Origin of the sequence: Rhizobium sullae, from assembly GCF_025200715.1 — a bacterium.
GTDB lineage: Bacteria > Pseudomonadota > Alphaproteobacteria > Rhizobiales > Rhizobiaceae > Rhizobium > Rhizobium sullae.
Genome location: NZ_CP104143.1, coordinates 2,596,894 through 2,616,769 on the forward strand (window position 1 = coordinate 2,596,894; position 19,876 = coordinate 2,616,769).

17 protein-coding genes are annotated in these 19,876 nt (G+C 60.2%); 8 read left to right on the forward strand and 9 right to left on the reverse strand.

The window, feature by feature from the left end:
• The first annotated feature begins 97 nt into the window (after positions 1 to 97).
• Positions 98 to 1,099 (forward strand): glycosyltransferase family 2 protein, encoded by a 1,002-nt coding sequence (locus N2599_RS13195; protein WP_027510099.1) that lies wholly within the window; start codon positions 98 to 100, stop codon positions 1,097 to 1,099.
• Positions 1,100 to 1,105: 6 nt separating this feature from the next.
• Here N2599_RS13195 and N2599_RS13200 read toward each other — a convergent pair whose 3' ends face one another.
• Entirely contained in the window at positions 1,106 to 2,065 is a 960-nt protein-coding gene (locus N2599_RS13200) for a glycosyltransferase family 2 protein (protein WP_027510098.1), read from the reverse strand.
• 525 nt (positions 2,066 to 2,590) lie between these two features.
• Between N2599_RS13200 and N2599_RS13205 the strand changes: the two genes are divergently transcribed.
• The 6 genes from N2599_RS13205 to N2599_RS13230 all read left to right on the forward strand — a co-directional run bounded on the left by N2599_RS13205 (position 2,591) and on the right by N2599_RS13230 (position 11,061).
• Positions 2,591 to 3,709: an acyltransferase family protein gene (locus tag N2599_RS13205; protein WP_051336565.1), complete on the forward strand. Its 1,119-nt coding sequence runs from the start codon at positions 2,591 to 2,593 to the stop codon at positions 3,707 to 3,709.
• A 3-nt stretch (positions 3,710 to 3,712) separates the two neighbouring features.
• Positions 3,713 to 4,504, forward strand: coding sequence for an endo-1,3-1,4-beta-glycanase ExoK (exoK, locus tag N2599_RS13210; RefSeq protein ID WP_027510096.1), 792 nt, complete (start codon positions 3,713 to 3,715; stop codon positions 4,502 to 4,504).
• Positions 4,505 to 5,782: 1,278 nt separating this feature from the next.
• A complete protein-coding gene (locus tag N2599_RS13215) occupies positions 5,783 to 6,778 on the forward strand; it encodes a glycosyltransferase family 2 protein (protein WP_027510095.1) in 996 nt (331 codons plus the stop codon).
• A gap of 14 nt (positions 6,779 to 6,792) precedes the next feature.
• Complete coding sequence (locus tag N2599_RS13220) at positions 6,793 to 7,704, forward strand: glycosyltransferase family 2 protein (RefSeq protein ID WP_375714106.1); 912 nt, start codon at positions 6,793 to 6,795, stop codon at positions 7,702 to 7,704.
• Positions 7,701 to 8,708, forward strand: a complete 1,008-nt coding sequence (locus tag N2599_RS13225; protein ID WP_027510093.1) for a glycosyltransferase family 2 protein — start codon at positions 7,701 to 7,703, stop codon at positions 8,706 to 8,708. Before N2599_RS13220 ends, N2599_RS13225 begins: the two co-directional genes overlap by 4 nt.
• Positions 8,709 to 8,712: 4 nt before the next feature.
• Complete coding sequence (locus tag N2599_RS13230; RefSeq protein ID WP_027510092.1) at positions 8,713 to 11,061, forward strand: polysaccharide biosynthesis tyrosine autokinase; 2,349 nt, start codon at positions 8,713 to 8,715, stop codon at positions 11,059 to 11,061.
• Here N2599_RS13230 and N2599_RS13235 read toward each other — a convergent pair whose 3' ends face one another.
• A complete protein-coding gene (locus N2599_RS13235; RefSeq protein WP_027510091.1) occupies positions 11,062 to 11,799 on the reverse strand; it encodes a metallophosphoesterase family protein in 738 nt (245 codons plus the stop codon).
• Positions 11,800 to 12,024: 225 nt separating this feature from the next.
• Here N2599_RS13235 and N2599_RS13240 point away from each other — a divergent pair, with 225 nt between their 5' ends.
• A complete protein-coding gene (locus tag N2599_RS13240; protein WP_027510090.1) occupies positions 12,025 to 13,101 on the forward strand; it encodes an acyl-CoA dehydrogenase family protein in 1,077 nt (358 codons plus the stop codon).
• A gap of 4 nt (positions 13,102 to 13,105) precedes the next feature.
• Here the strand turns inward: N2599_RS13240 and N2599_RS13245 are convergent, their stop codons facing one another.
• The 7 genes from N2599_RS13245 to N2599_RS13275 all read right to left on the reverse strand — a co-directional run bounded on the left by N2599_RS13245 (position 13,106) and on the right by N2599_RS13275 (position 19,865).
• Positions 13,106 to 13,573: an RrF2 family transcriptional regulator gene (locus tag N2599_RS13245; RefSeq protein WP_027510089.1), complete on the reverse strand. Its 468-nt coding sequence runs from the start codon at positions 13,571 to 13,573 to the stop codon at positions 13,106 to 13,108.
• A gap of 266 nt (positions 13,574 to 13,839) precedes the next feature.
• The gene (locus tag N2599_RS13250) at positions 13,840 to 14,871 is read right to left on the reverse strand and encodes an L-idonate 5-dehydrogenase (RefSeq protein ID WP_027510088.1); all 1,032 of its coding nucleotides are present in this window, start codon (positions 14,869 to 14,871) and stop codon (positions 13,840 to 13,842) included.
• A gap of 14 nt (positions 14,872 to 14,885) precedes the next feature.
• Positions 14,886 to 16,292 (reverse strand): TRAP transporter large permease, encoded by a 1,407-nt coding sequence (locus N2599_RS13255; RefSeq protein WP_027510087.1) that lies wholly within the window; start codon positions 16,290 to 16,292, stop codon positions 14,886 to 14,888.
• 4 nt (positions 16,293 to 16,296) lie between these two features.
• On the reverse strand, positions 16,297 to 16,869 hold the full coding sequence (locus N2599_RS13260) for a TRAP transporter small permease (RefSeq protein ID WP_027510086.1): 573 nt from the start codon (positions 16,867 to 16,869) through the stop codon (positions 16,297 to 16,299).
• A gap of 62 nt (positions 16,870 to 16,931) precedes the next feature.
• On the reverse strand, positions 16,932 to 17,906 hold the full coding sequence (locus tag N2599_RS13265) for a sialic acid TRAP transporter substrate-binding protein SiaP (protein WP_027510085.1): 975 nt from the start codon (positions 17,904 to 17,906) through the stop codon (positions 16,932 to 16,934).
• Between the two features lie 23 nt (positions 17,907 to 17,929).
• Positions 17,930 to 18,676, reverse strand: coding sequence for a FadR/GntR family transcriptional regulator (locus N2599_RS13270; protein WP_027510084.1), 747 nt, complete (start codon positions 18,674 to 18,676; stop codon positions 17,930 to 17,932).
• Positions 18,677 to 18,788: 112 nt separating this feature from the next.
• On the reverse strand, positions 18,789 to 19,865 hold the full coding sequence (locus N2599_RS13275) for an Ldh family oxidoreductase (protein WP_027510083.1): 1,077 nt from the start codon (positions 19,863 to 19,865) through the stop codon (positions 18,789 to 18,791).
• Between the last annotated feature and the right edge of the window lie 11 nt (positions 19,866 to 19,876).

Sequence of the window (19,876 nt, forward strand, 5' to 3'; positions counted from 1 at the left end):
CGATCCCGTAAAATCTTTTGAAGGTTTTTTACATTGCCGCCGACGCGGCGACGTCCTAACTCTTGCGCGAGACAACGGAGGGTACGACGTGGTTGAAATGGCTCAGGCAAGTGTTTGCGTGATCATCGCCGCCAAGAACGCGGCCGATACGATCGGAATGGCTGTCGCTTCGGCTTTACGGGAAAAAGAAGTGGCTGAAGTCGTCGTCATCGACGACGGATCCGGCGATGGGACCGCCAGCGCCGCCAGATCTGCCGATGACGGCAGCAGTCGCCTGAACGTCGTTTCCTTCGAGAAGAACAGAGGCCCATCGGCCGCCCGCAATCACGCGATCGAAATCTCCACCGCGCCGCTGATCAGCATTCTCGATGCCGACGATTTCTTTTTCGAAGGCCGGTTCAGCCGCATGCTTGCAGAGGATGACTGGGATTTCGTCGCCGACAACATTGCCTTTGTCGAGGCAGAGACCGTGATGCGCGCGCCTCAGCAACTCGACCATTTCCCGGACCGTCCCCTGTTTCTCGACCTGGTAACCTTCATCGACGGCAATATCTCGAAGCGTGGCGTCCGGCGCGGCGAAATCGGCTTCCTGAAACCGGTGATGCGGCGCGCGTTTCTCGATACTCACAAGCTGCGCTATCGCGAGGAGATGCGTCTCGGTGAGGACTACGACATCTACGTCCGGGCCCTGGCAAGCGGCGCGCGCTACAAGGTGATCCATAGCTGCGGCTACGGCGCCGTCGTGCGTGGCAACTCGTTGAGCGGCAGCCACCGGACAGAGGACCTCCGCAAGCTCTACGAAGCCGACCAAGCGATTCTGGCCAGCGGCAGCCTGACACCGAAAGCCGCCGCGGCCGTCCGCCGCCATGAGAGGCATGCCCGCGGCAAATATGAGCTTCGCCATTTCCTCGATATCAAGAGGCAGTCGGGCGCTGGTGCGGCCTTGCGCTACGCCTTCGCCCATCCTTTCGCCGTTCCGGCGATTGCCGGCGGCATCTTCATGGACAAAACGGAACGCTTCCGCAGCCCCGCTGGAGTCGAGATCGCCACCAGAGGCGCCGGCGGCCTCAGATATCTGCTGGCCTCACCGGCCGAATAGCCAGCGCTACTTCGAAAGCTTGCCGCCGGCGATCTGAAGAGCGCTCGCAAACAGGGCCGGATCGCGCCACGCCCAGCGGGCCAGCATTTGGAAGTCCGGCAGGCGGCGCCTGCGCACCAGCCGCGCCTGGCTCCAGAGCGCCTGCTTCCGCGCCCGATTCTTGTAGGCCTTGATAGTCTCAATTTCGACCGGGCGCTTCGAAAAGCGGCTTTCAAGCCGGTCGAGCGCCATCCAGGTAATGAACTGCTGCTTGAGAAACTGCGGTGAATCGTTGTCGACGCCGTGAAAGATATTGATGCCCTCGCCGCGCAAGGCCCCCGGCTCCACGCAAAGAAGAACGCGCCGCGCCGCAAGCATGCAATCGCAGAAGAACAGCACGTCCTCCGCCGCCAACCGCAGCGCAGCGTCGAAGCGCACCTTCTCGATCAGCGGTCGGCCGATGACCATGCACGACATGTGGAGGAAGGCCCAGTTCTTGAGCATCACGCTGGCAATATCCGGAATCTCGAGCAGAAGCGGGTGTTCGCAAAGGCGTACCGCCTTTTCGCTGGCCTCCAGGTCGGCGATGCTGAAATGATAATCGAATTCCTCGCCGCCGTGGATCGACGCCCAATAGCAGTCGGCATCGAACTTCTGCAGCGCATCATAGGCATTCTGCAGGTGTTCGTGCGTCCACAAGTCGTCGGAATCGAGGAAGGCTGCGAAGCGCGTTGCCGCCGGAACATTGTCGAGGCCGGTATTACGCGCCCCGCCCGGTCCCGCATTCGCCTGCTTCACGACGGCAATCCGCGATCTCTGCTCTTCGCCAAGCGGCTTCAACTCGTCCTCGGCGGGATAGGGCGACTGATCATCGACGACAATCACATCGAAGTCCTGAAAACTCTGCGCAAAGACCGAGGCCAACGCGCGGCGAAGAATGCCGTCCTCGCGTTGATAAAAGGGGATAATGATCGTAAAGGTCGCCATTCTTTCTCCTGAAGAGCCGTCCGGTGGGCACATAGGGCCGACACCGCACCAAGCAAGTTGCTGCACTGCGAAATGATCAAGGTCATTCCGGCCGAAATTTGTCAAAGACCGCTGGCGGTCGCAAACAGCCATGTGCCGAATAAACCCATTGGCGTAGCGAAAGCCACATTTCAGCCACATTCAAGCGCCCGGCATCGCGGGAAAGGGATAGACTCCTTCACCAAACGAAAAAAACTTTTCCGCCGCAGCGGGCGTCATAGCCTCACCAATTTGAATTTATGATGACTTTCCGAAATACGTTGGCCCATCGGCGTTTCAGTAGGTTCTCTTAAAGCCAAACACGATAAAACCCGTGGCCGCAACCGTTAAAATCAGCCGTCCCGAAACGGGATCGCCGATCACTTTTTGCTGCAGTGCCATATTTTCTTCCGTGAAAACGCTCTAGCTTTTGGTCTGCGGGCTCGAGTCTGCTCTCGTTGAAACGGTCGCAAGGGGAGGTGCGACCCAATAGGGGTGACTGATAACGTGAACGTTGACGCCAACGTATCCTCGCGGATCAACCTGATGCGCATCGTGCTCATTTCGGGCATCGTGTTCGTCCATATACCGTTTGACCCTGCCAATACGCCGTTCAACGGAAACTACGGTTTCTTCGACTGGCTGCGGGTCTTCCTGAGCGAAGCGCTCTTCCGCGTCGGGGTTCCCTGCCTCAGCGCCATTTCCGGCTACCTGCTGTTTCGCGGCGGGACGGAGGGCTTCAACTATGGGAAAACCGTGCGCACGAAAGCGCAGACCGTCTTCCTGCCGTTTCTCATCTGGAACACCGCGTTCTTTGTCGCTGCGCTGGCAATGCTGAGCGTCGGCATTGGTGACGGCTACGTCGTAAGCCCTTGGACGGCATCGGTACGCGATCTGCTCAGCCAGCTCTTTGCGGCAGAGGAATTTCCCACCAACATCCCGCTTTACTTCCTGCGCGACCTCTTCGTCTGCGTCCTGCTTTCGCCGCTGCTTGCCTGGCTCATCCGGCGCGTTCCCCTGCTGACATTGTCGACTTTGCTGTTGCTCGCGCTCATTCCGGAAATGTCGCTCTACATCGTGATCAAGCGCTCGATCCTCTTCAGCTTCGCATTTGGCATCTATGCGAGCCTCTACAAGATTGACATCAAGGCACTCGACCGCTTTGCACCACTTGGCGTGGCGGCCCTGCTTGCCGCTTCGGCACTGCTTGCGACCGCGATCTACATGACCGGTCCGTCAATGCCGGACTGGGTGGAGCTTTGCCGCAATGCGCTGGCAATCGGCGGAGCCGCCGGCTTCTGGATGCTTTCGGCGCCGCTGATCAAGACCTCCCTCGGCCAGCGTCTTTCGAAGACCGGAAGCCTGAGCTTTTGGATCTTCTGCGCACATTATCCTTTGCTCGTCCTATTCTTCATGATTTGGGAAAAGACGGGCATCGGCTTCTATCCGCTCTTTTTCTGCGGCTCGCTTCTGGTGCTTTTTCCAGTGCTTGCGCTTTCCAACAACTTCGTCCGCAACAACGCGCCGCGCCTCTACGCCGTGCTGACCGGCGGACGGACCAAAAAGAGCTCTCAATCCGCTTTCCGCCGGAAGGTCCCGGCAGAATTCGCTCCACAGCAAAGGTGAGACATGACGGCCAAAATCGCCCATGCGCGACTGCTTTGCCAGAGTTTGACGATCGGCGCCCTTATCCTCGGCGCCCTCCCCGCACATGCCCAGCAGGCAACGAGCAAATCCTTCGTGGATGATTTCGACAAGATCGACCGCAGCATCTGGTATGTATCCGACGGCTGGAACAACGGCGCCCACCAGAACTGCACCTGGTCGAAAAACCAGGTGAAGGCCGAGGGCGGCATGCTGCAGCTGACCTTCGCCGAGGGTAAATCCAAGGACCGCAACTATCTCTGCGGCGAGATCCAGACGAAAAAGCGCTTCAGCTACGGCACTTATGAAGCGCGGATCAAGACTGCAACCGGCAAGGGCCTGAACTCCGCCTTCTTCACCTATATCGGCCCTGCCGACAAGCAGCAGCACGACGAAATCGACTTCGAGGTGCTCGGCAAGGACACGTCGACTGTCCAGGTGAACCAGTACATCAAGGCCAAGGGCGGCAACGAAAAGCTCGTGCCCGTTGGTCAGGGGGCCGACCAGAGCTTCAATGACTACGCGTTCGTCTGGGAGCCGGCCCGGCTTCGCTATTATCTGAACGGCAAGCTCGTCCAGGACGTCACCGACCCGTCCAAGATCCCCCAGAACCCGCAGAAGATCTTCTTCAGCCTCTGGGGAACCGACAAACTTGCGAACTGGATGGGTAAATTCGCCTATACGCAACCAACGACGATGGAAATCGATCGGATGGCCTACACGGCTCCGGGCGACAAATGCCAGTTCGAGGGTTCGATCGCCTGCACGCTCAATTGAGCGTAGTGAAACTACCGAAAGATTGCACAGCACACCCCGAAACGGACTCCGGTGATATCCGGGATAGCGCAAGGAGTATTGATGCTCAAAGTCCTCTATCTGGCGCATGATCTGGCCGATCCCGCCGTGCGCCGCCGCGTGCTGATGCTGACTGAAGGCGCTGCCTCGGTGACGCTGGCCGGCTTCCGGCGCGGCGAGAACGCGCTTGCCGCCGTCAACGGCCTCACGCCGATCGAACTCGGGCGGACCGCCGACGCCAAATTTGGCCAGCGCATAGGCGCCGTTGCAAAGGCGGTCGCTGGACTGCGGGGCCTGCTGAAGGGTATCGAACGGCCAGACGTGATTATCGGGCGCAATCTGGAATCGCTCGCAGTCGCCGATCGCGCCAGCCACCTCTTCGGCGGTGTGCCGAATGAGTGCCTTGATATCCATCGCCTTCTCGTGAGCGACGGCATGGCCGGAAAGGCGGTCGGCCTTGCGGAAGCCTATTTCGGACGAGAGGCGAAGCTGATTCTGACGAGTTCGCCCGCCTTCATCGCCAACTATTTCGTTTCGCGCTCGGCTCTCAAGGTGCCGATCATGCTTGTCGAGAACAAGGTCCTCGCGCTGAACGGCATGCCGGAAGCAACCCCGCTCCGCCTGCCGCCAGCCGAAGGCGAGCCCTGGAAAATCGGCTGGTTCGGCGCGCTCCGCTGCCGCAAGTCGTTGCAACTGCTTGCCGATTTCTCCCGTCGGATGAACGGCCGCGTCCGCGTCGTGCTGCGCGGCCGGCCGGCCTATTCCGAATTCGAGGATTTCGACACCTTCGTCGCCAACGAACCCTATCTGAGCTTCGAGGGGCCGTATAAGAACCCGGAAGACCTGTCGGCAATTTACAGCGATGTCCACTTCTCCTGGGCGATCGACTTCTTCGAGGAAGGCCTCAATTCCAGCTGGCTGCTTCCCAACCGCCTCTATGAAGGCTGCCTTTATGGCAGCGTCCCGATAGCGCTCGCTAGCACTGAGACAGCTCGCTTCCTCTCCCGCAAGGAGATCGGCCTGACGCTGCACGACGCCTCTGTCGAAAGCCTTGAGGCGCTTTTCGAAGGCCTCACCGGCGAGCGTTACGGCGCGCTTGCAGCGGCCGTCGCTGCTGAAGACCGGAAGAGCTGGCTTGCCGACCGCAGCGATTGCCGCACCTTAGTCGACAATCTGTCCCGCCTTGTACCGTCCGCCGCCGAAGCGCACGCGGCCAATGCCTCTAGCCCCGCAACAGCAGTTCCAGAAGGGTTGACTGCAATGATGACTGATGTTTGTTCCAGCGTCGCCTGCCTCATCATCATTCCTTGCCTGAACGAGGCAAAGCACATCGAACCCCTGATCGAAAAGCTCGGTTCGGCGCTCGATCAGCTGAATGCCCGCATCGTCGTCGCAGACGGTGGCAGCACCGACGGCACGCGCGAAATCGTCGGCCGCATCAGCGAAACCGACCCGCGCGTCATCCTTCTCAACAACCCCCGCCGCATCCAGAGCGCAGCCATCAATCTCGCAGTCAAGACTTTCGGCCGCGACTACGAATACCTGATCCGGATCGATGCCCATGGCGATTATCCGACGGATTTTTGCCAACGACTCGTCGAGGAAGCCGAGGTTACCCAGGCGGATTCGGTCGTCGTCTCCATGGAAACGATCGGATTCGGCATCTTCCAGAAGGCCACCGCCTTCGCGCAGAACTCCAAACTCGGCAATGGCGGCTCGAAGCATCGCGAGGGGGCCAAGGGCCATTGGACCGACCACGGCCACCATGCGCTGATGCGTATCGCAGCCTTCGAGACCGTCGGCGGCTACGATGAAACATTCAGCCATAATGAGGACGCGGAGTTAGATTACCGTCTGAAAAAGGCGGGTTTTGGCATCTGGATGACCGATAAGACGCAGATGATTTATTATCCAAGATCAACCGTTGGAACGCTTTTCCGGCAATATCTCGGCTATGGCCGGGGCCGTGCGAAGAACATTCTGAAGCATGGCAGCATGCCGAACCTTCGCCAGATGCTGCCGCTCGCGGTGGTGCCGGTCTTTATCGGCGCGTTTCTGGCCGTGCTGAGCTGGATTGCGGTCATTCCGTTCAGCCTCTGGGCCGCCGCCTGCGTCGGCTACGGTTTCTGGATGGCGGTCGGCCAGCGTAATCCGTACGGGCCGCTTGCCGCACTCTCGGCCATGGTGATGCATTTCGCTTGGTCGGCCGGTTTCTGGATGGAACTCTTGAACTTCCGCAACCGCAAGGCGTCTTGATGAAGGACCAACGCATGCAGATCGATATCGGCGTTTGCACCTATCGCCGCGCCTCGTTGGACGAGGCGCTGCTTTCGCTTGGCGTGCTTGCGATTCCCGAGAATGTCAGCCTGCGCATCATCGTTGCCGACAATGATGTGACGCCGAGCGCACAAGGACGCGTTGAAGCGCTCCGCTCGACGATCCCGCACGAGATCGCCTATGTGCACTGCCCGGCATCAAACATCTCGATTGCCCGCAACGCCTGCCTCGAAAACGCCACGGGCGATTTTCTGGCTTTCATCGACGACGATGAGGATGCCTCGGAAAGCTGGCTGGTGGAGCTGCTGAAGGGGGCGGAAAAGACCGGCGCCGATGCGATCCTCGGCCCGGTCCGGAGCGTCTACTCGTCAACCGCTCCTGCCTGGATGCGAGACGGCGATTTTCATTCGACCCTGCCGGTCTGGGTTGGCGGCGAAATCCGCACGGGCTACACCTGCAATGTGCTGCTCCGCCTCGGCTCCGAACATGTGAAGGGCCGCCGCTTCAATCTGGCGCTTGGAAAGACGGGCGGCGAAGACACCGAATTCTTCAGCCATATGCACCGGGACGGAGGACGCATCGCCTACGCCCCCGAAGCGCATGTCTATGAGGCGGTACCGGAAAAACGGGCGGAGCTTTCCTGGCTCGCGAAACGCCGCTTCCGCTTCGGCCAGACGCATGGGCGCCTGCTGCAGGAAAAGCATCGGGGACTTGACCGCCTGAGACAGATCGGGTTTGCCACGGCAAAGGCCGGCTATTGCCTGGGCGTGGCGCTCATCTGCATCCTGGCTCCCGTTCCGCGCTATCGTTACGCACTTCGCGGCGTGATGCATCTCGGCGTCGTCAGCGGCCTGCTCGGCGTGCGCGAGATCCGCCAATATGGCGCAGCAGAGGGGACTGCATGACGAAAGAGCTGCCAGACATCAGCTTCATTATGGCTGCTTACAATGCAGCGGAAACGCTTTCGAAGGCGATCGAAAGCGCGCTGGCGCAGACCGGCGTGACCGTCGAGGTCATCGTTGCCGACGATTGCTCGAGCGATGAAACGCGCGAAGTGGCGCAAGGCTATGCGGAAAGGAATGTCCGCCTGCTCGCCCTCGAAAAGAACGGCGGACCTGCCGCAGCGCGCAACGCAGCCATGGCCGCAGCAACGGGCCGGTGGCTTGCCGTGCTCGATTCCGACGATGCGATCGAACCGGGGCGGCTGGCCAGGCTGATTGCCCGCGCCGAGAAAGCCGGCGCGCAGATCGCAGTCGACAATCTGCGGGTGATCCGCGCCGATGGTACGCCGCCGGAAACGATGTTCTCCGAGAGCGTGCTCGCAGCCATGCCGGAACTGACGCTGCCCGTTTTTATTCGCTCCAATGCGCTTTTCCAGACGACGCATAATTTCGGTTATCTCAAGCCCGTTTTCGAACGCGCTTTCATCGAGCGCCATGCACTGCGCTTCGACGAGAATCTGCGGATCGGCGAGGATTATGTATTCCTCGCCTCCGCGCTGGCGCTTGGCGCGCGCTGCGTGGTCGAGCCGGTTGCCGGCTATGACTACAATATCCGCGAGGGTTCCATCTCCCGCATGCTGGAGCTCCGGCATATCGAGGCGATGATGGAAGGAGACAGGGTCTTCCTCGGCAAGCACACGCTCGATGTGAAGGCTATGGCTGCGCAGAAATTCCGGGCACGCAGCCTGCGGCAGGCGAGATCGTTCCTTCTCCTCGTCGAAAGCGTCAAGAACAGATCGATCTCCGGCATGATCAAGGCGGCATGGAGCGATCCTATTGCCCTCCGCCACCTCAAGATGCCGATCGCTGTCCGCCTCAACAGATTGGCCGCGGCATTCCGCAATCTCGCTGGCCTCAAGACAGACATTCCAACATTCGGTGGCGCACCGCGCACGCCCAAAGGATGACCTCATGAACCAACGAAACCTGACCCTGCACAGCACCGTACCGAAAGCGTCCGACGATTCCGACAGCTTCATCGATATCGATCGGCTGATTGCGATCCTGTTTCGCCGCGCTGGTTCGATTGCGCTTTGCGTCATCGCGTTCGTGGCGCTTGCTGCCATCTATCTGATCCTTGCGACATCCGTCTACACGTCGATGACGCAGATCCTGCTCGATGACAGCATGACCAAATACGCCGAGGATGAGGCGCCTGCCGCCAGCGCCCAGCAGGTGGATATGCAGATCGCGAGCGCCGTCGAGATCCTGAAGTCGAACGAGTTGGCACTGAGCGTCGTTGACGCCCAGAACCTCTCGGAGAACGACACCATCCTGAACCCCGGCATGTCGCCGGCCGAGCTCGTGAAGTCCGGCGTGAAGCTCGTTGCGAGCGCCCTGATACCGGGCGGCCCGCCTGTCACCGAGGGGGATGCACGTAACGGCCGCCGGCAGAAGGCCGCGGCCATGCTGCAGCAGGCGCTGGCTGTGGAACGCGTTTCCCGCAGTTCTGTGATCGCCGTCTCCTTCCGCTCGACCGACCAGATGCTGGCGGCAAGGGTCACAAAGGCCTATGCCGACGCCTATCTGAACGACCAGCTCAACGCGAATTTCGACGCAACCGAACGCGCCTCCGTCTGGCTGCAGGAACGTCTTGCCGATCTCCGCGACCGCTCGCAACAGGCGGCACTCGAAGTCGCAAAATTCAAGACGGAAAACGGCCTAACGTCGGCGAATGGCGAACTGATGTCCGAGCAGCAGCTTGCCGACCTCAACAAGCAACTCATCGTTGCGCAGGCTGATGCGGCCAGCGCCTCGGCCCGTTACAATCAGTTCAAATCGATTGTCGACCAAGGTCCGGAAGGTGCGGTCAACAACGCCGCGATTTCCTCCGGCCAGACCGACAATTCGGTGATCCAGGACCTCCGTACACGTTACATCGGGGTCACCCGCCGCGAGCAGGAAATCGCCACCAATTTCGGTGCCGATCACCCGCAGGCGGTGCAGCTCCGCACGGAAAAGGAAGACCTGACGCGTCAGATATTCCAAGAGCTTCAGCAGCTTACCTCCAGCTACCGCAACGAGTTCGAGGTCGCCAAATCTCGCGAGGAGTCGCTGCGGGAAAATATCCGGCACCTGACCGGAAAGAACTCTGAGTCCGACAAGTCGATCGTCAAGCTCAACGATCTCGAACAGCGGGCGACCGCGCTGAAGACCCTCTATGAAGCCTATCTCGGCCGTTACGAGGAGGCTGCGCAGCAGCAATCCTTCCCGATCGCCAAGGCGCGCGTGATTTCCGAAGCCGGTATCCCCACGGCGCCGTCGAGCCCCAAGAAGACGATGACGCTCGGTCTGGCGATCGTCCTCGGCCTGATGGCGGGCGGCGCGCTGACGGCATTCCAGGAATTCCGCGAACGCTTCTTCCGCGTCGAGGGCGACGTTCGCTCTATCCTGGGCCTGAAGTTCCTCGGCTATCTGCCGCTGGTCGGCAAATTGCCGAAGGAACGCAAGGTCTTCCAGCCGCGCAAGACCCCGCTACCACAGACCGCGGAAGCGCCGGATGACGGCGCAAGCTTCGAGCGCATCATGCGCATTGTCCTCGAAGCGCCGCGCTCGGTCTTTGCCGAAACGCTTCGCAACGCCAAGCTTGCAAGCGACGTCATGTTCCAGGGCAAGAGCGACCGCGTCATCGGCGTCGTCTCCGCCCTTCCCGGCGAAGGCAAGTCGACGACCGCCGCAAACTTCGCAGCGCTGCTCGCCTCAAGCGGCAAGCGCACGCTGCTGATCGACGCCGACCTTCGCAACCCGGGCCTGACGCGCATGTTGAAGACCCCGCCGCAGCAGGGTCTCGTCGAGGCGGTACTTGGCGAAGTGCCGTGGGCAAGTGCCGTCAGGGTCGACAGCCGCACCAAGCTCGCGATCCTGCCGGTCGTTTCGAACGACAACCTGATGCATACCAGTGAGCTTCTTTCCTCGCAGGGCATGTTCAACCTGATGGAAAATGCCCGCAAGATGTTCGACTACATCGTCGTCGACCTTGCACCGCTCGGCCCGGTCATCGACGCGAAGGCCTTCGCCCCACAGGTGGACGGCTTCCTGTTTGTGACGGAATGGGGCCAGACGCCGACCAACATGGTCCGCGACATCGTGAATGCCGAACCACAGATAAAGCAGAAGATTCTCGGCGTCATCCTCAACAAAACGGATATGTCGGAACTCGGCAAGTTCAGCAATTTCGGCGGGACGGAACGCTACCACCACAAATATGTCAGCTACTACACGGACGAGATTCCGGCAAAGCGGCAGTCGGCCGAGGCCTGATCATGTGGAGAAGAGGTGAACTTGGCCTCGCCACAGGCGGGCGACGCTCAGCCGCCCGCTCTTGAAGGCCCGCGTGTCGAGATTGAGCCGCCGCGGCTGGACCTCCGGCTCGTTGCATGGCGTATGGCCGTGAACGACAAGCTTCGGCAGCGGGATGCCGCTGTCGAGGAACCGCTCGCGGATAAAGACGAGATCCTCATCGCTCTGCCTCTCGATCGTAGAACTTGGATCGATCCCGGCGTGGACGAACAGAACATCCGGCGTGTCGACAAGGATTGGCAGCGTCCGCATGAAATCGATGTGCTGGCGCGGCAGCGATTGGCGAATGAAGCCGTCAAGTTTGGCCGCCGTCGGGAAGATCAGCGGCAGATGCTCTGCATCGAGACCGTAGGAGCGCAGCAGCGCATCGGCGCCCATGCGTATCCATTCGGAAAACGAAATCTTCCCGTCGATATAGTCGAGCATCATGATTTCGTGGTTGCCGGTCAGGCAGATGCGGTCGAAATTCTCCGGCGGCGGCCCCATCAGATGCGAGATCACCTGCGCTGACGACGGCCCACGGTCGATATAGTCACCAAGCATGATGATGAGCTTGCGCCCTGGCAGGCGTGCTGCATCCTTCACGATCGTATGTTCGGCCATCTGCAGCAGGTCATGACGCCCGTGGATGTCGCCTATGGCATAGATCGGCCTGTCGCGGGGATCGAGCTCAAGGCGTTGCCGGGCAGGCGATAGCATCATGGGAACCTCTTGGTCGGCTGCAAACGGATGAGCCATAATCAATCCTGCGCCTGACTGAAAGTCGCGCCGTTGAGAATTGCCGGGTTTGTGGGATAGTCAGGCATCGCCATCTTTATCAAGCTGGCAAGAAAATTCAAACCATACTGATTTTGTAGAAAAACCGACCTTATCATCCCGGTTTTGATCCATCACTTCTATCATCTTCGAACAAGAGTACGACAGATGGGAACCGTATCGCAATTTCACGACCGAACGCGGCCGGTCGCACAGCGCATCGGAAGCGAGGAAGAGGCAATCAATACGGCGCGCAGCCTTGCCGCCGTGTTCCAGCGGCAGTCGAGCGAGCGCGACATCAATCGCATACTGCCCTATCAAGAAATCGACGCGCTTTCACAATCCGGCCTTGGCGCGATCACGGTCCCACCCGAATATGAAGGGCTGGACGTCACCAATTCGCTGCTCGCCGAAATCGTTGCGATTATCGCTGAAGGCGATCCCTCGATCGGCGAATTTCTCGAAGTTCATTTTACGGTGCTCGATGGATTGCGGCAGCAGGCCGGCGAGGAGTTGCAGCGCGCCCTCTTTGCGCGGGTGCTCGCCGGCGATCGCTTTGCCGCAACCGTATTCCCCGATACTGCCGCAATCAGTTCCCGCGGTCTCGGGTATCGACTAAATGGTCGCAGCACGTCTTCGCCCGCGGTGCTCTTCGCCGATTGGATTGCGGTCGGAGATGATCAGAGCACGCTTTACCTCCCCTGCGACAGCGAAGGCCTTCAGTTTGTCGATGATTGGGACGGCCTTGGGCAGCGCACCAACGGCACAGCCGCCATCGTGGCCAGCGACGTGCATGTCAACGCGGACGCGGTCGCGCCTGCCGCGACTGCGCCGTCGGCGATCGGCGAATTGCAGCATGCGGCCGTCGATCTTGGGATCGCGCGTGCGGTTCTTTCCGCGGATGCCGGCGCGGCACAGGCAAGCGACATCGGCAAGCTTGCGATCGCCATGGAGACGGTTGCGGCGCTTTTGGAAAGGGCCGGCCGGAAGCTCGACATCGCGCAGATCAATATTGGTGGCCGGGCGTTCGAAGATGCCTATTTTTCCGCCACCGCCGCGCGCGCTGCCGCAAGCGAACTGGCTATAAATGCCTCGACCCTGGCTTTCGAACTGGCAGGAAAAAACGCTGCAAGCGTCGGCCTCAATCTCGACCGGCATTGGCGAAACGCCCGCGTCCGCGCGCTGGGAACATCCGCCGATGTTCTTCATCAGCGCGCCGCCCATCATTTACGAAGGGATCGCTAGAGCATCAGCCCGCGGCGGAAACCGGCGACGTTTCATCGACTCCATCGCCAAGGTTGTCGCCCTTCGCGACGAATTGATCGAGTGTCATGTTGTCGAGGATATCGGCGATCGCGTCTCGCACCTCGGTCATCGAGCGGCGCACATGACAGGTTTCCGGGTTAGAACAGTCATCGCAGGCTTCATAAGCTGTGCGGCTTGCGCAGCGAATGGGGGCCAGCGGGCCGTCGAGCGTGCGGATGACGTGACCGATGCGGATTTCCGACGCCGGCCGTGACAGCGAATAGCCGCCGCCCGGCCCCTTCTTGGAGCGCAGGATACCGACATTGCGGAGTTCCAGAAGGATCGTATCGAGAAACTTTTTCGGGATATTGTTGCGCGCGGCGACATCGTTGATGAAGGCGGTTTCGCCCGGCGCAAGACGCGCCAGATCAACCAGTGCCTTCAATCCATATTTTCCCTTTTTGGTCAGCATGTTCGATCGCCCCGCAGAACCCGCGCAGTGCCTTCTTCTATCCATACAGATAGCGTCGAAAACGTGAGCGCACAGTAAATAGCTATTATTTATATAGGTTAAGTTCGAGTTTCTGGCTCTCCCTAAAAATCAGGGCTCGCATTTGCGACGTGCCAACCTTCAAGGACAACAACAAATCCTTCAAAGTCATCGAGGGCAACTCCTTCGTGGTCAACTACCTTGCGCGTCATCGCGTGCAAGGAAATTGGCGATCTCTTTTTTGCTCCCTAGAAAACCAGCTGCACCTTGCACGCAGCCGAGCGGTCACCGGCCTGCTCGAAAGCCTCAAGGGCACGATCGAGCGGAAAGCTGTGGCTGATGATCGGACGAACGTCGATCTGCCGGCCGGCGATCAATGCCACGGCATCCGCGAATTCCGGATGAAAGCGCTGCGAACCGTGAATATGCAGCTCCTTGCTGACGAGAGCGTTCAACGGAATGGCAATGTCCCCGGTCACGCCCACCTGCACGATGGCGCCGCGCGGCTTGACCGACGCGATGGCAAAGCGGATTGCGGGTGCTGCGGCAGAACACTCGAAAGCAAGGTCGAAATAGCCCTTGCCGGCTTCGTATGCCGCCAGCGCGTCCTGATCTTTCGCATTGATCGTCTTGCCGGCACCCATGGCGCCTGCGCGCTGCAGTGCTGCATCAGCGAGGTCGGTGACGACGATTTCCGCAGCCCCATGATGTCTTGCGGCGGCAACGACGAGGCATCCGATCGGCCCGGCGCCGGTGACCAGCACCTTCTTTCCGGCGATATCGCCCGCGCGTGAAGCCGCATGCAGGCAGACGGCGAGCGGTTCGGCACAGGCTGCTTCGGCGGCACTGACCTTCCCGGGGACGGCAACGCATTGCACTGCCGATACGACCAGCCACTGGCGAAACATGCCTTGCTCATGCGGGAGCCGCATGGCGCTGCCCATGAAACGCATGTTGAGGCAGTGGATCGGCTGCCCGCACTCGCAATATTCGCACGATCCGCACGGCTGGCTCGGATTGACGGCGACGAGGGTGCCAGGAGGCAAGGCCACGCCAGCGCCCGCCTTCTCGACGAAGCCGGATGCTTCGTGGCCGGGAATGATCGGCTCGCGCACACGCACCGGCCCAAAGCCGCCATCCTGATAGTAGTGCAGGTCGGAGCCGCAGATCCCCGCAACCGCCATGCGCAAGAGCACTTCGCCTTCCCCGGGTTCCGGCACCGAGCCTGCCTCGACCCTCAGATCCCGTGGTCCGTAAAGCCGGGCAAAACGCGTCTGCATGCGTACCTCCGTGATTACTTCAACAACCCGAGCTGCTGCGGCAGCCAGAGCGAAACCGACGGAATAAAGGTGATCAGGAACAGCGCGATGAACAACGGAACGAGCCAAGGCAGGATCGCCATGGTCGTGCGCTCGACGGAGAGCTTTGCCACCCGCGACAGGACGAACAATACCATTCCGAGTGGCGGATGCAGCAGGCCGATCATCAAATTGAGCGTCATGATGAGGCCGAACTGCACGGGATCGATCTGGAACTGCATCACGATCGGCAACAGGATCGGCACGAGGATGGTGATCGCAGCGATCGTATCCAGGAAGCAACCGACGAAAAGCATCAGCAGATTGACGAGGATCAGGAACACCCACTTGTTGTCGGTGATCGAAAGGATCGCCGTCGATAAGAGCTGTGCTGCCTGGCTGACCGTCAGCAGCCAGGCAAAAACCGAGGCCGCCGTGACGATGAAAAGGACCGAGGCCGTGGTCTCGATCGTATCGAAGCTCGCCTTGGCGAGCGTTGCGAACGTCATCGTGCGGTAGCGCACCAGCCCCAGGAAAAGCGACCAGAGCACCGCCGCGACCGCCGCCTCCGTCGGCGTGAACCAGCCCATCGTCATCCCGCCGATGAGAATGACCGGCGTCATCAGCGCCATGACGGCGGAAAAACTGAAATACCAGTCCAGCGCCAGAAGCGCTGCAAGCGCAATGCCGGCCGACACGTTCATCGACAAGCCGGCAAGCATCATGAGATAGATCGCGACGGGAACGAGCAGCACCACGACGATTTCCAGCGACGCCGACAGCAGTTGCTTCACATCGAAGGGCGCGTCCGAACCCCAGCTCCGCGCATAGGCGAAGCCGGCCACCGTCACCATCATCAGAATGGTCATGACGATTCCGGGCAGGATGCCGGCCATAAACAGCGCGCCGATCGATACATTCGCCATCATGCCGTAGATGACGAAGGGCAGAGACGGCGGAAAGATCGGGCCGAGCGTCGCCGAGGCCGCGGTGACGCCGACGGCAGCTTCGACCGGATAGCCATGGTCCTTCATCGCCTTGATCTCGATCGTACCGATGCCGGCGGCATCCGCAAGCGCGGTTCCCGACATGCCGGAGAAGATGACCGAGCCGATGATGTTGACCTGCGCGAGCCCTCCCTTCATCCAGCCGACGAGGGCAACCGCAAACGAATAGATGCGGCCTGTTACGCCAGCCGAATTCATTAGGTTGCCGGCAAGAATGAAGAAGGGAACGGCAAGCAGCGGAAAGCTCTCGACGCCGGCGATCATGCGCTGGGCGACGATGATGTCGGGCGCGACGCCATAAAGGACGATATAGAGCACCGAGGCGGACGCCATCGAGATGGCGACCGGCACGCCGATGACCATCAGCAAGAGAAAGGAGCCGACGAGCAGGAGCATTTGATCAATCCTCGATTTTCTGGAATTCCTCAGGCCGTTCCAGAACGGAATAGCCGCGGCGCATATTGGCCACGGAGACCATGATGGCGCGCAGCAGCATCAGGACGAATCCGGCAAAGACGCTATAGAAGACGATGTTGCGGGGCAGCGCGATCGTCACCATCTCCTCGCCGGCGACGATCTGTACATAGCGCCACATCAGATAGCAGGCGTAGGCAAAGAAGCCGATGCGCACGACATCGACGAAGGTGGCAAGAACCCTCGCCAGACGCGCAGGCATATAGTGGTAGAACACGTCCACCTGGATATGGCGCGAGGTGCGCACGCACATGATCGAACCGAGGAAGACGACGCCGATCAGGCAGTTGATGGCGATCTCTTCCGTCCAGGCATAGCTGTCGTTCAAGACATAACGTGTGAAGAACTGCAGGAAGACGCAGCCGGTCATCAGCCAGAAGACGATCAGGGTGATCCAGTCCTCCGGGGCATAGTCCGAAGCTTTAGCGGTTGGAGCCGCGCCTTCGAAGGTGTGGGCAATCTCGTCGGGGGTGATCTGGGTATGGACTTCTTGCGACATGAGCGACATCCGTTTTTGCCGGAAGGGAGAATGCGGCGCTCGATGGCGCCGCATTGTCACGATTATTGGATAGCGCGGATGGCTTCCCAGTCGGACTTCTCGTAGCCGAAGTCCTCGAAGGCCACCTTCTCGGCAACCGTCTTCTCGAAGTCGCTCTTGTCGACTTCTGTTACGTTGATGCCCTTTTCCTTGAAGGTGGCAATGAGCTTGTTCTCACGCCCTTCAATCGTCTTCGTCGTGCGCTCTGCAGCTTCCTGCATCACATCTCCGAAGATTTTCTTGTCCTCGTCGGAAAGGCTCGACCACAGGGTTTTGGAAACCACGGTGTTCAGGTGATCGACGATATGGCCGGTCAGGATGATGTTCTTCTGAACTTCGTAGAACTTCTTCGCCTCGATCGTCGTCAGCGGGTTTTCCTGTGCCTCGACCGTGCCGTTCTGAAGCGCCAGATAGACCTCGGCAAAGGCGATCGGCGTCGTGTTGGCGCCGCAGGCCCGCGGCATCGCGAGATAGGCCGGAACGTCGGGAACACGAATCTTGAGACCCTGCATGTCGGCGCACTTCGCGATCGGCTTGTTCGAGGTCGTCTGGCGCGTGCCGTAATAGCTGACGGCAGCGATGTGGTTGCCGGTCTTATCCTCGTAGCCCTGCGCAAGGCGCTTGAAAACATCGCTCTTGGTGTAGGCGATCAGATGTTCTGGACCGCGGAAGATATAGGGAAAGTAGGTGACGCCGATCGGCTTATAGTCGCGGGCGGCAAAGCTCGACCCGGAAATGATGATATCGACGGTGCCAAGCTTCAACCCCTGGTTGATGTCCGCTTCCTTGCCGAGCTGTGAAGCGGGATAGACCTCGATCTTGTAGCGCCCACCGGTGCGCTTGTTGATCTCCTCGGATGCCCAGACCGAATCCGTGTGGAAGGGCTCGGACGTTTCGTAGACATGGGCCCATTTCAGGACCGTCTGTGCGTGCGCTGCAACCGTCGTCGCCATGATGGCGGCTGCCGTGCAAACTATCGTAGCCAGTCTGATCTTCATCGCTCTTTCCTCCCGAGCTTGCGTTAGATCTTTGCTTTCCTCTGGGCCGCGCGGCCTTCGTCTTCTCCGAAAAACTCCTCCCCGAAGCTTTCGGAAAATCTCTTCTGCGATCTGTCGAGATGCGTCCGCATCGCCTGTTTGGCGGCCACGGGGTCGTTGGCTGCGATCGCATTCCTGATGGCGCGATGCTCCTCCATCGCCCACGTCCAGGAATCCGGTCCCTCGAAATGGCTCGCCAGCTTCTCGAAATACGGCGTCATGCGCTGATCGTAGATTTCGCCGGTGAAGCGAATGAGCACCGCATTTTCGACGATCCCGGCGATTGCTGTATGGAAGGCTCGGTCGACGGCGAGCGCCGCGTTGGTGTCGCCGACAACGCTTGCCATCTGCTCCAGATTCTCGTCGAGCACGGCAATGTGGCTGGGCGTCGCACGCTGTGCAGCCTCTTCGGCGATCGCACATTCGATGATGGCGCGGGCCTGCAGCAGCTCGAAAGGCCCCTCGAACGGTTCGCGCTCCGGCTGAGCGGGTTGAATGGTGTGCTTCCGGGCGACATATATTCCCGAGCCCATGCGGATATGCACGAGCCCTTCGACTTCCAGCACTATCAAAGCTTCGCGAATGGTCGGGCGCGAGACCGCCAGCTTTTCGGCGAGTTCGCGCTCGGGCGGAAGGCGCTGGCCAACAGCCAGTTCGCCAGTCGCGATCATCGAACGAATTTGGTCAGCCACCTGCCTGTAAAGGCGGCGCGATTCAACAGCTGAAAACATATGCCTCCTGGCGCGTTTCTCCTCAAACGCACAATTGGCCAAGTGGCCTGACCAATTCGTCCTTTGGTAACATTGATCTTCCTATGCGTCAATCCGCCGCAAGAAACAGGCCCTACGGGCCGAACGGGGGTTTCAGATCGTAACGCGCGGCAAGCGCCGCAAAGCATTCCGCTGTCGCGGGGTCGAGTTCGACACCATTCCTCTCGCGGTCCTCGGCAACGTTCCATTCGCGGTCGCCCGGCGCCATGACATGCAGCTCATCGCGGGCCGGTGAATTTCGCAACGTCTCCAGATAGCGCGTCATGGCAGCGTCGAACCGATGTCTATCCAGGAAAGCATCAGGCTTCATCGCGAGCACGAACGCGCCGAGTCCCCGCGGCGTCGAGAAATCCGGGCCGGGCATTGGCGCGATGTCGAAGCTCAATTTCATGCCGGTCAGGATAGCGCTGAGGATTTCAGAAATTCCCGCCAACCCCGCACCTTTGAACCCGAATTCACCGCCAAGCGGCGCCAGCATGTCGGCTTGTTCCGGGTTGGTGGTATCGTGGCCGCGGCTATCCGAAGCCGTACCGGCAGGCAGGCTCTTGCCAAGGCTCCTGTAAAGCTGAACGCGGTTATAGGGCACCGCGCTGGTGGCCATGTCGAAGAGCCAGGGATTGTCGTTGACGACAGGCACGGCGCAGGCGATCGGATTGGTGCCGTGAAAGCGCATCGCACCGTCATGCAAGCGGACGAAACTGTCGGAATTGCAAAAGGCAAAGCCGATGAAGCCCCGCCGGGTCGCCTCGAGCGCATAGGCACCGGCAGGCCCGAAATGCGAGGAATTGCGGATGGCCACGGCCCCGATGCCGTAACGGTCCGCAAATTCGATCGCATGATCCATCGCCACGAAAGTAGCGAGCCCTCCATGGCCATTATCGGCGTCGAGCACACCGACCGCTCCGAATGCCGAAGCCAGCGCCACCTTCGGCTGCCGGTTGATGCGGCCTTCGGTCAAGCCCCTGACATAGTGTGGCAACAGCCGGACGCCATGGCTGTCGATGCCGAGCCGCGTCCCATGCATCATCGCCCGCGTCGCTCCATCGCTGGTAGCCTTGTCAGTACCCGCTGCAATGAAGACGGCGCGGCAGAAGCGATCTATGGAAGCAAGCGTCGCTCTTACAGGCGAAGTCGGACGTTCAGTCGGCATCGGCAAATTAC

What these genes read in the sequence shown, in the direction of transcription:
- N2599_RS13255 (WP_027510087.1), bottom strand. Translation starts at nt 16,292, where the DNA reads ATGCTCCTGCTCGTCGGCTCCTTTCTCTTGCTGATGGTCATCGGCGTG.
- N2599_RS13245 (WP_027510089.1), bottom strand. Translation starts at nt 13,573, where the DNA reads ATGCTGACCAAAAAGGGAAAATATGGATTGAAGGCACTGGTTGATCTG.
- N2599_RS13260 (WP_027510086.1), bottom strand. Translation starts at nt 16,869, where the DNA reads ATGTCGCAAGAAGTCCATACCCAGATCACCCCCGACGAGATTGCCCAC.
- N2599_RS13235 (WP_027510091.1), bottom strand. Translation starts at nt 11,799, where the DNA reads ATGCTATCGCCTGCCCGGCAACGCCTTGAGCTCGATCCCCGCGACAGG.
- N2599_RS13270 (WP_027510084.1), bottom strand. Translation starts at nt 18,676, where the DNA reads ATGTTTTCAGCTGTTGAATCGCGCCGCCTTTACAGGCAGGTGGCTGAC.
- N2599_RS13215 (WP_027510095.1), top strand. Translation starts at nt 5,783, where the DNA reads ATGATGACTGATGTTTGTTCCAGCGTCGCCTGCCTCATCATCATTCCT.
- N2599_RS13275 (WP_027510083.1), bottom strand. Translation starts at nt 19,865, where the DNA reads ATGCCGACTGAACGTCCGACTTCGCCTGTAAGAGCGACGCTTGCTTCC.
- N2599_RS13225 (WP_027510093.1), top strand. Translation starts at nt 7,701, where the DNA reads ATGACGAAAGAGCTGCCAGACATCAGCTTCATTATGGCTGCTTACAAT.
- N2599_RS13240 (WP_027510090.1), top strand. Translation starts at nt 12,025, where the DNA reads ATGGGAACCGTATCGCAATTTCACGACCGAACGCGGCCGGTCGCACAG.
- N2599_RS13230 (WP_027510092.1), top strand. Translation starts at nt 8,713, where the DNA reads ATGAACCAACGAAACCTGACCCTGCACAGCACCGTACCGAAAGCGTCC.
- exoK (WP_027510096.1), top strand. Translation starts at nt 3,713, where the DNA reads ATGACGGCCAAAATCGCCCATGCGCGACTGCTTTGCCAGAGTTTGACG.
- N2599_RS13220 (WP_375714106.1), top strand. Translation starts at nt 6,793, where the DNA reads ATGCAGATCGATATCGGCGTTTGCACCTATCGCCGCGCCTCGTTGGAC.
- N2599_RS13200 (WP_027510098.1), bottom strand. Translation starts at nt 2,065, where the DNA reads ATGGCGACCTTTACGATCATTATCCCCTTTTATCAACGCGAGGACGGC.
- N2599_RS13265 (WP_027510085.1), bottom strand. Translation starts at nt 17,906, where the DNA reads ATGAAGATCAGACTGGCTACGATAGTTTGCACGGCAGCCGCCATCATG.
- N2599_RS13195 (WP_027510099.1), top strand. Translation starts at nt 98, where the DNA reads ATGGCTCAGGCAAGTGTTTGCGTGATCATCGCCGCCAAGAACGCGGCC.
- N2599_RS13250 (WP_027510088.1), bottom strand. Translation starts at nt 14,871, where the DNA reads ATGCAGACGCGTTTTGCCCGGCTTTACGGACCACGGGATCTGAGGGTC.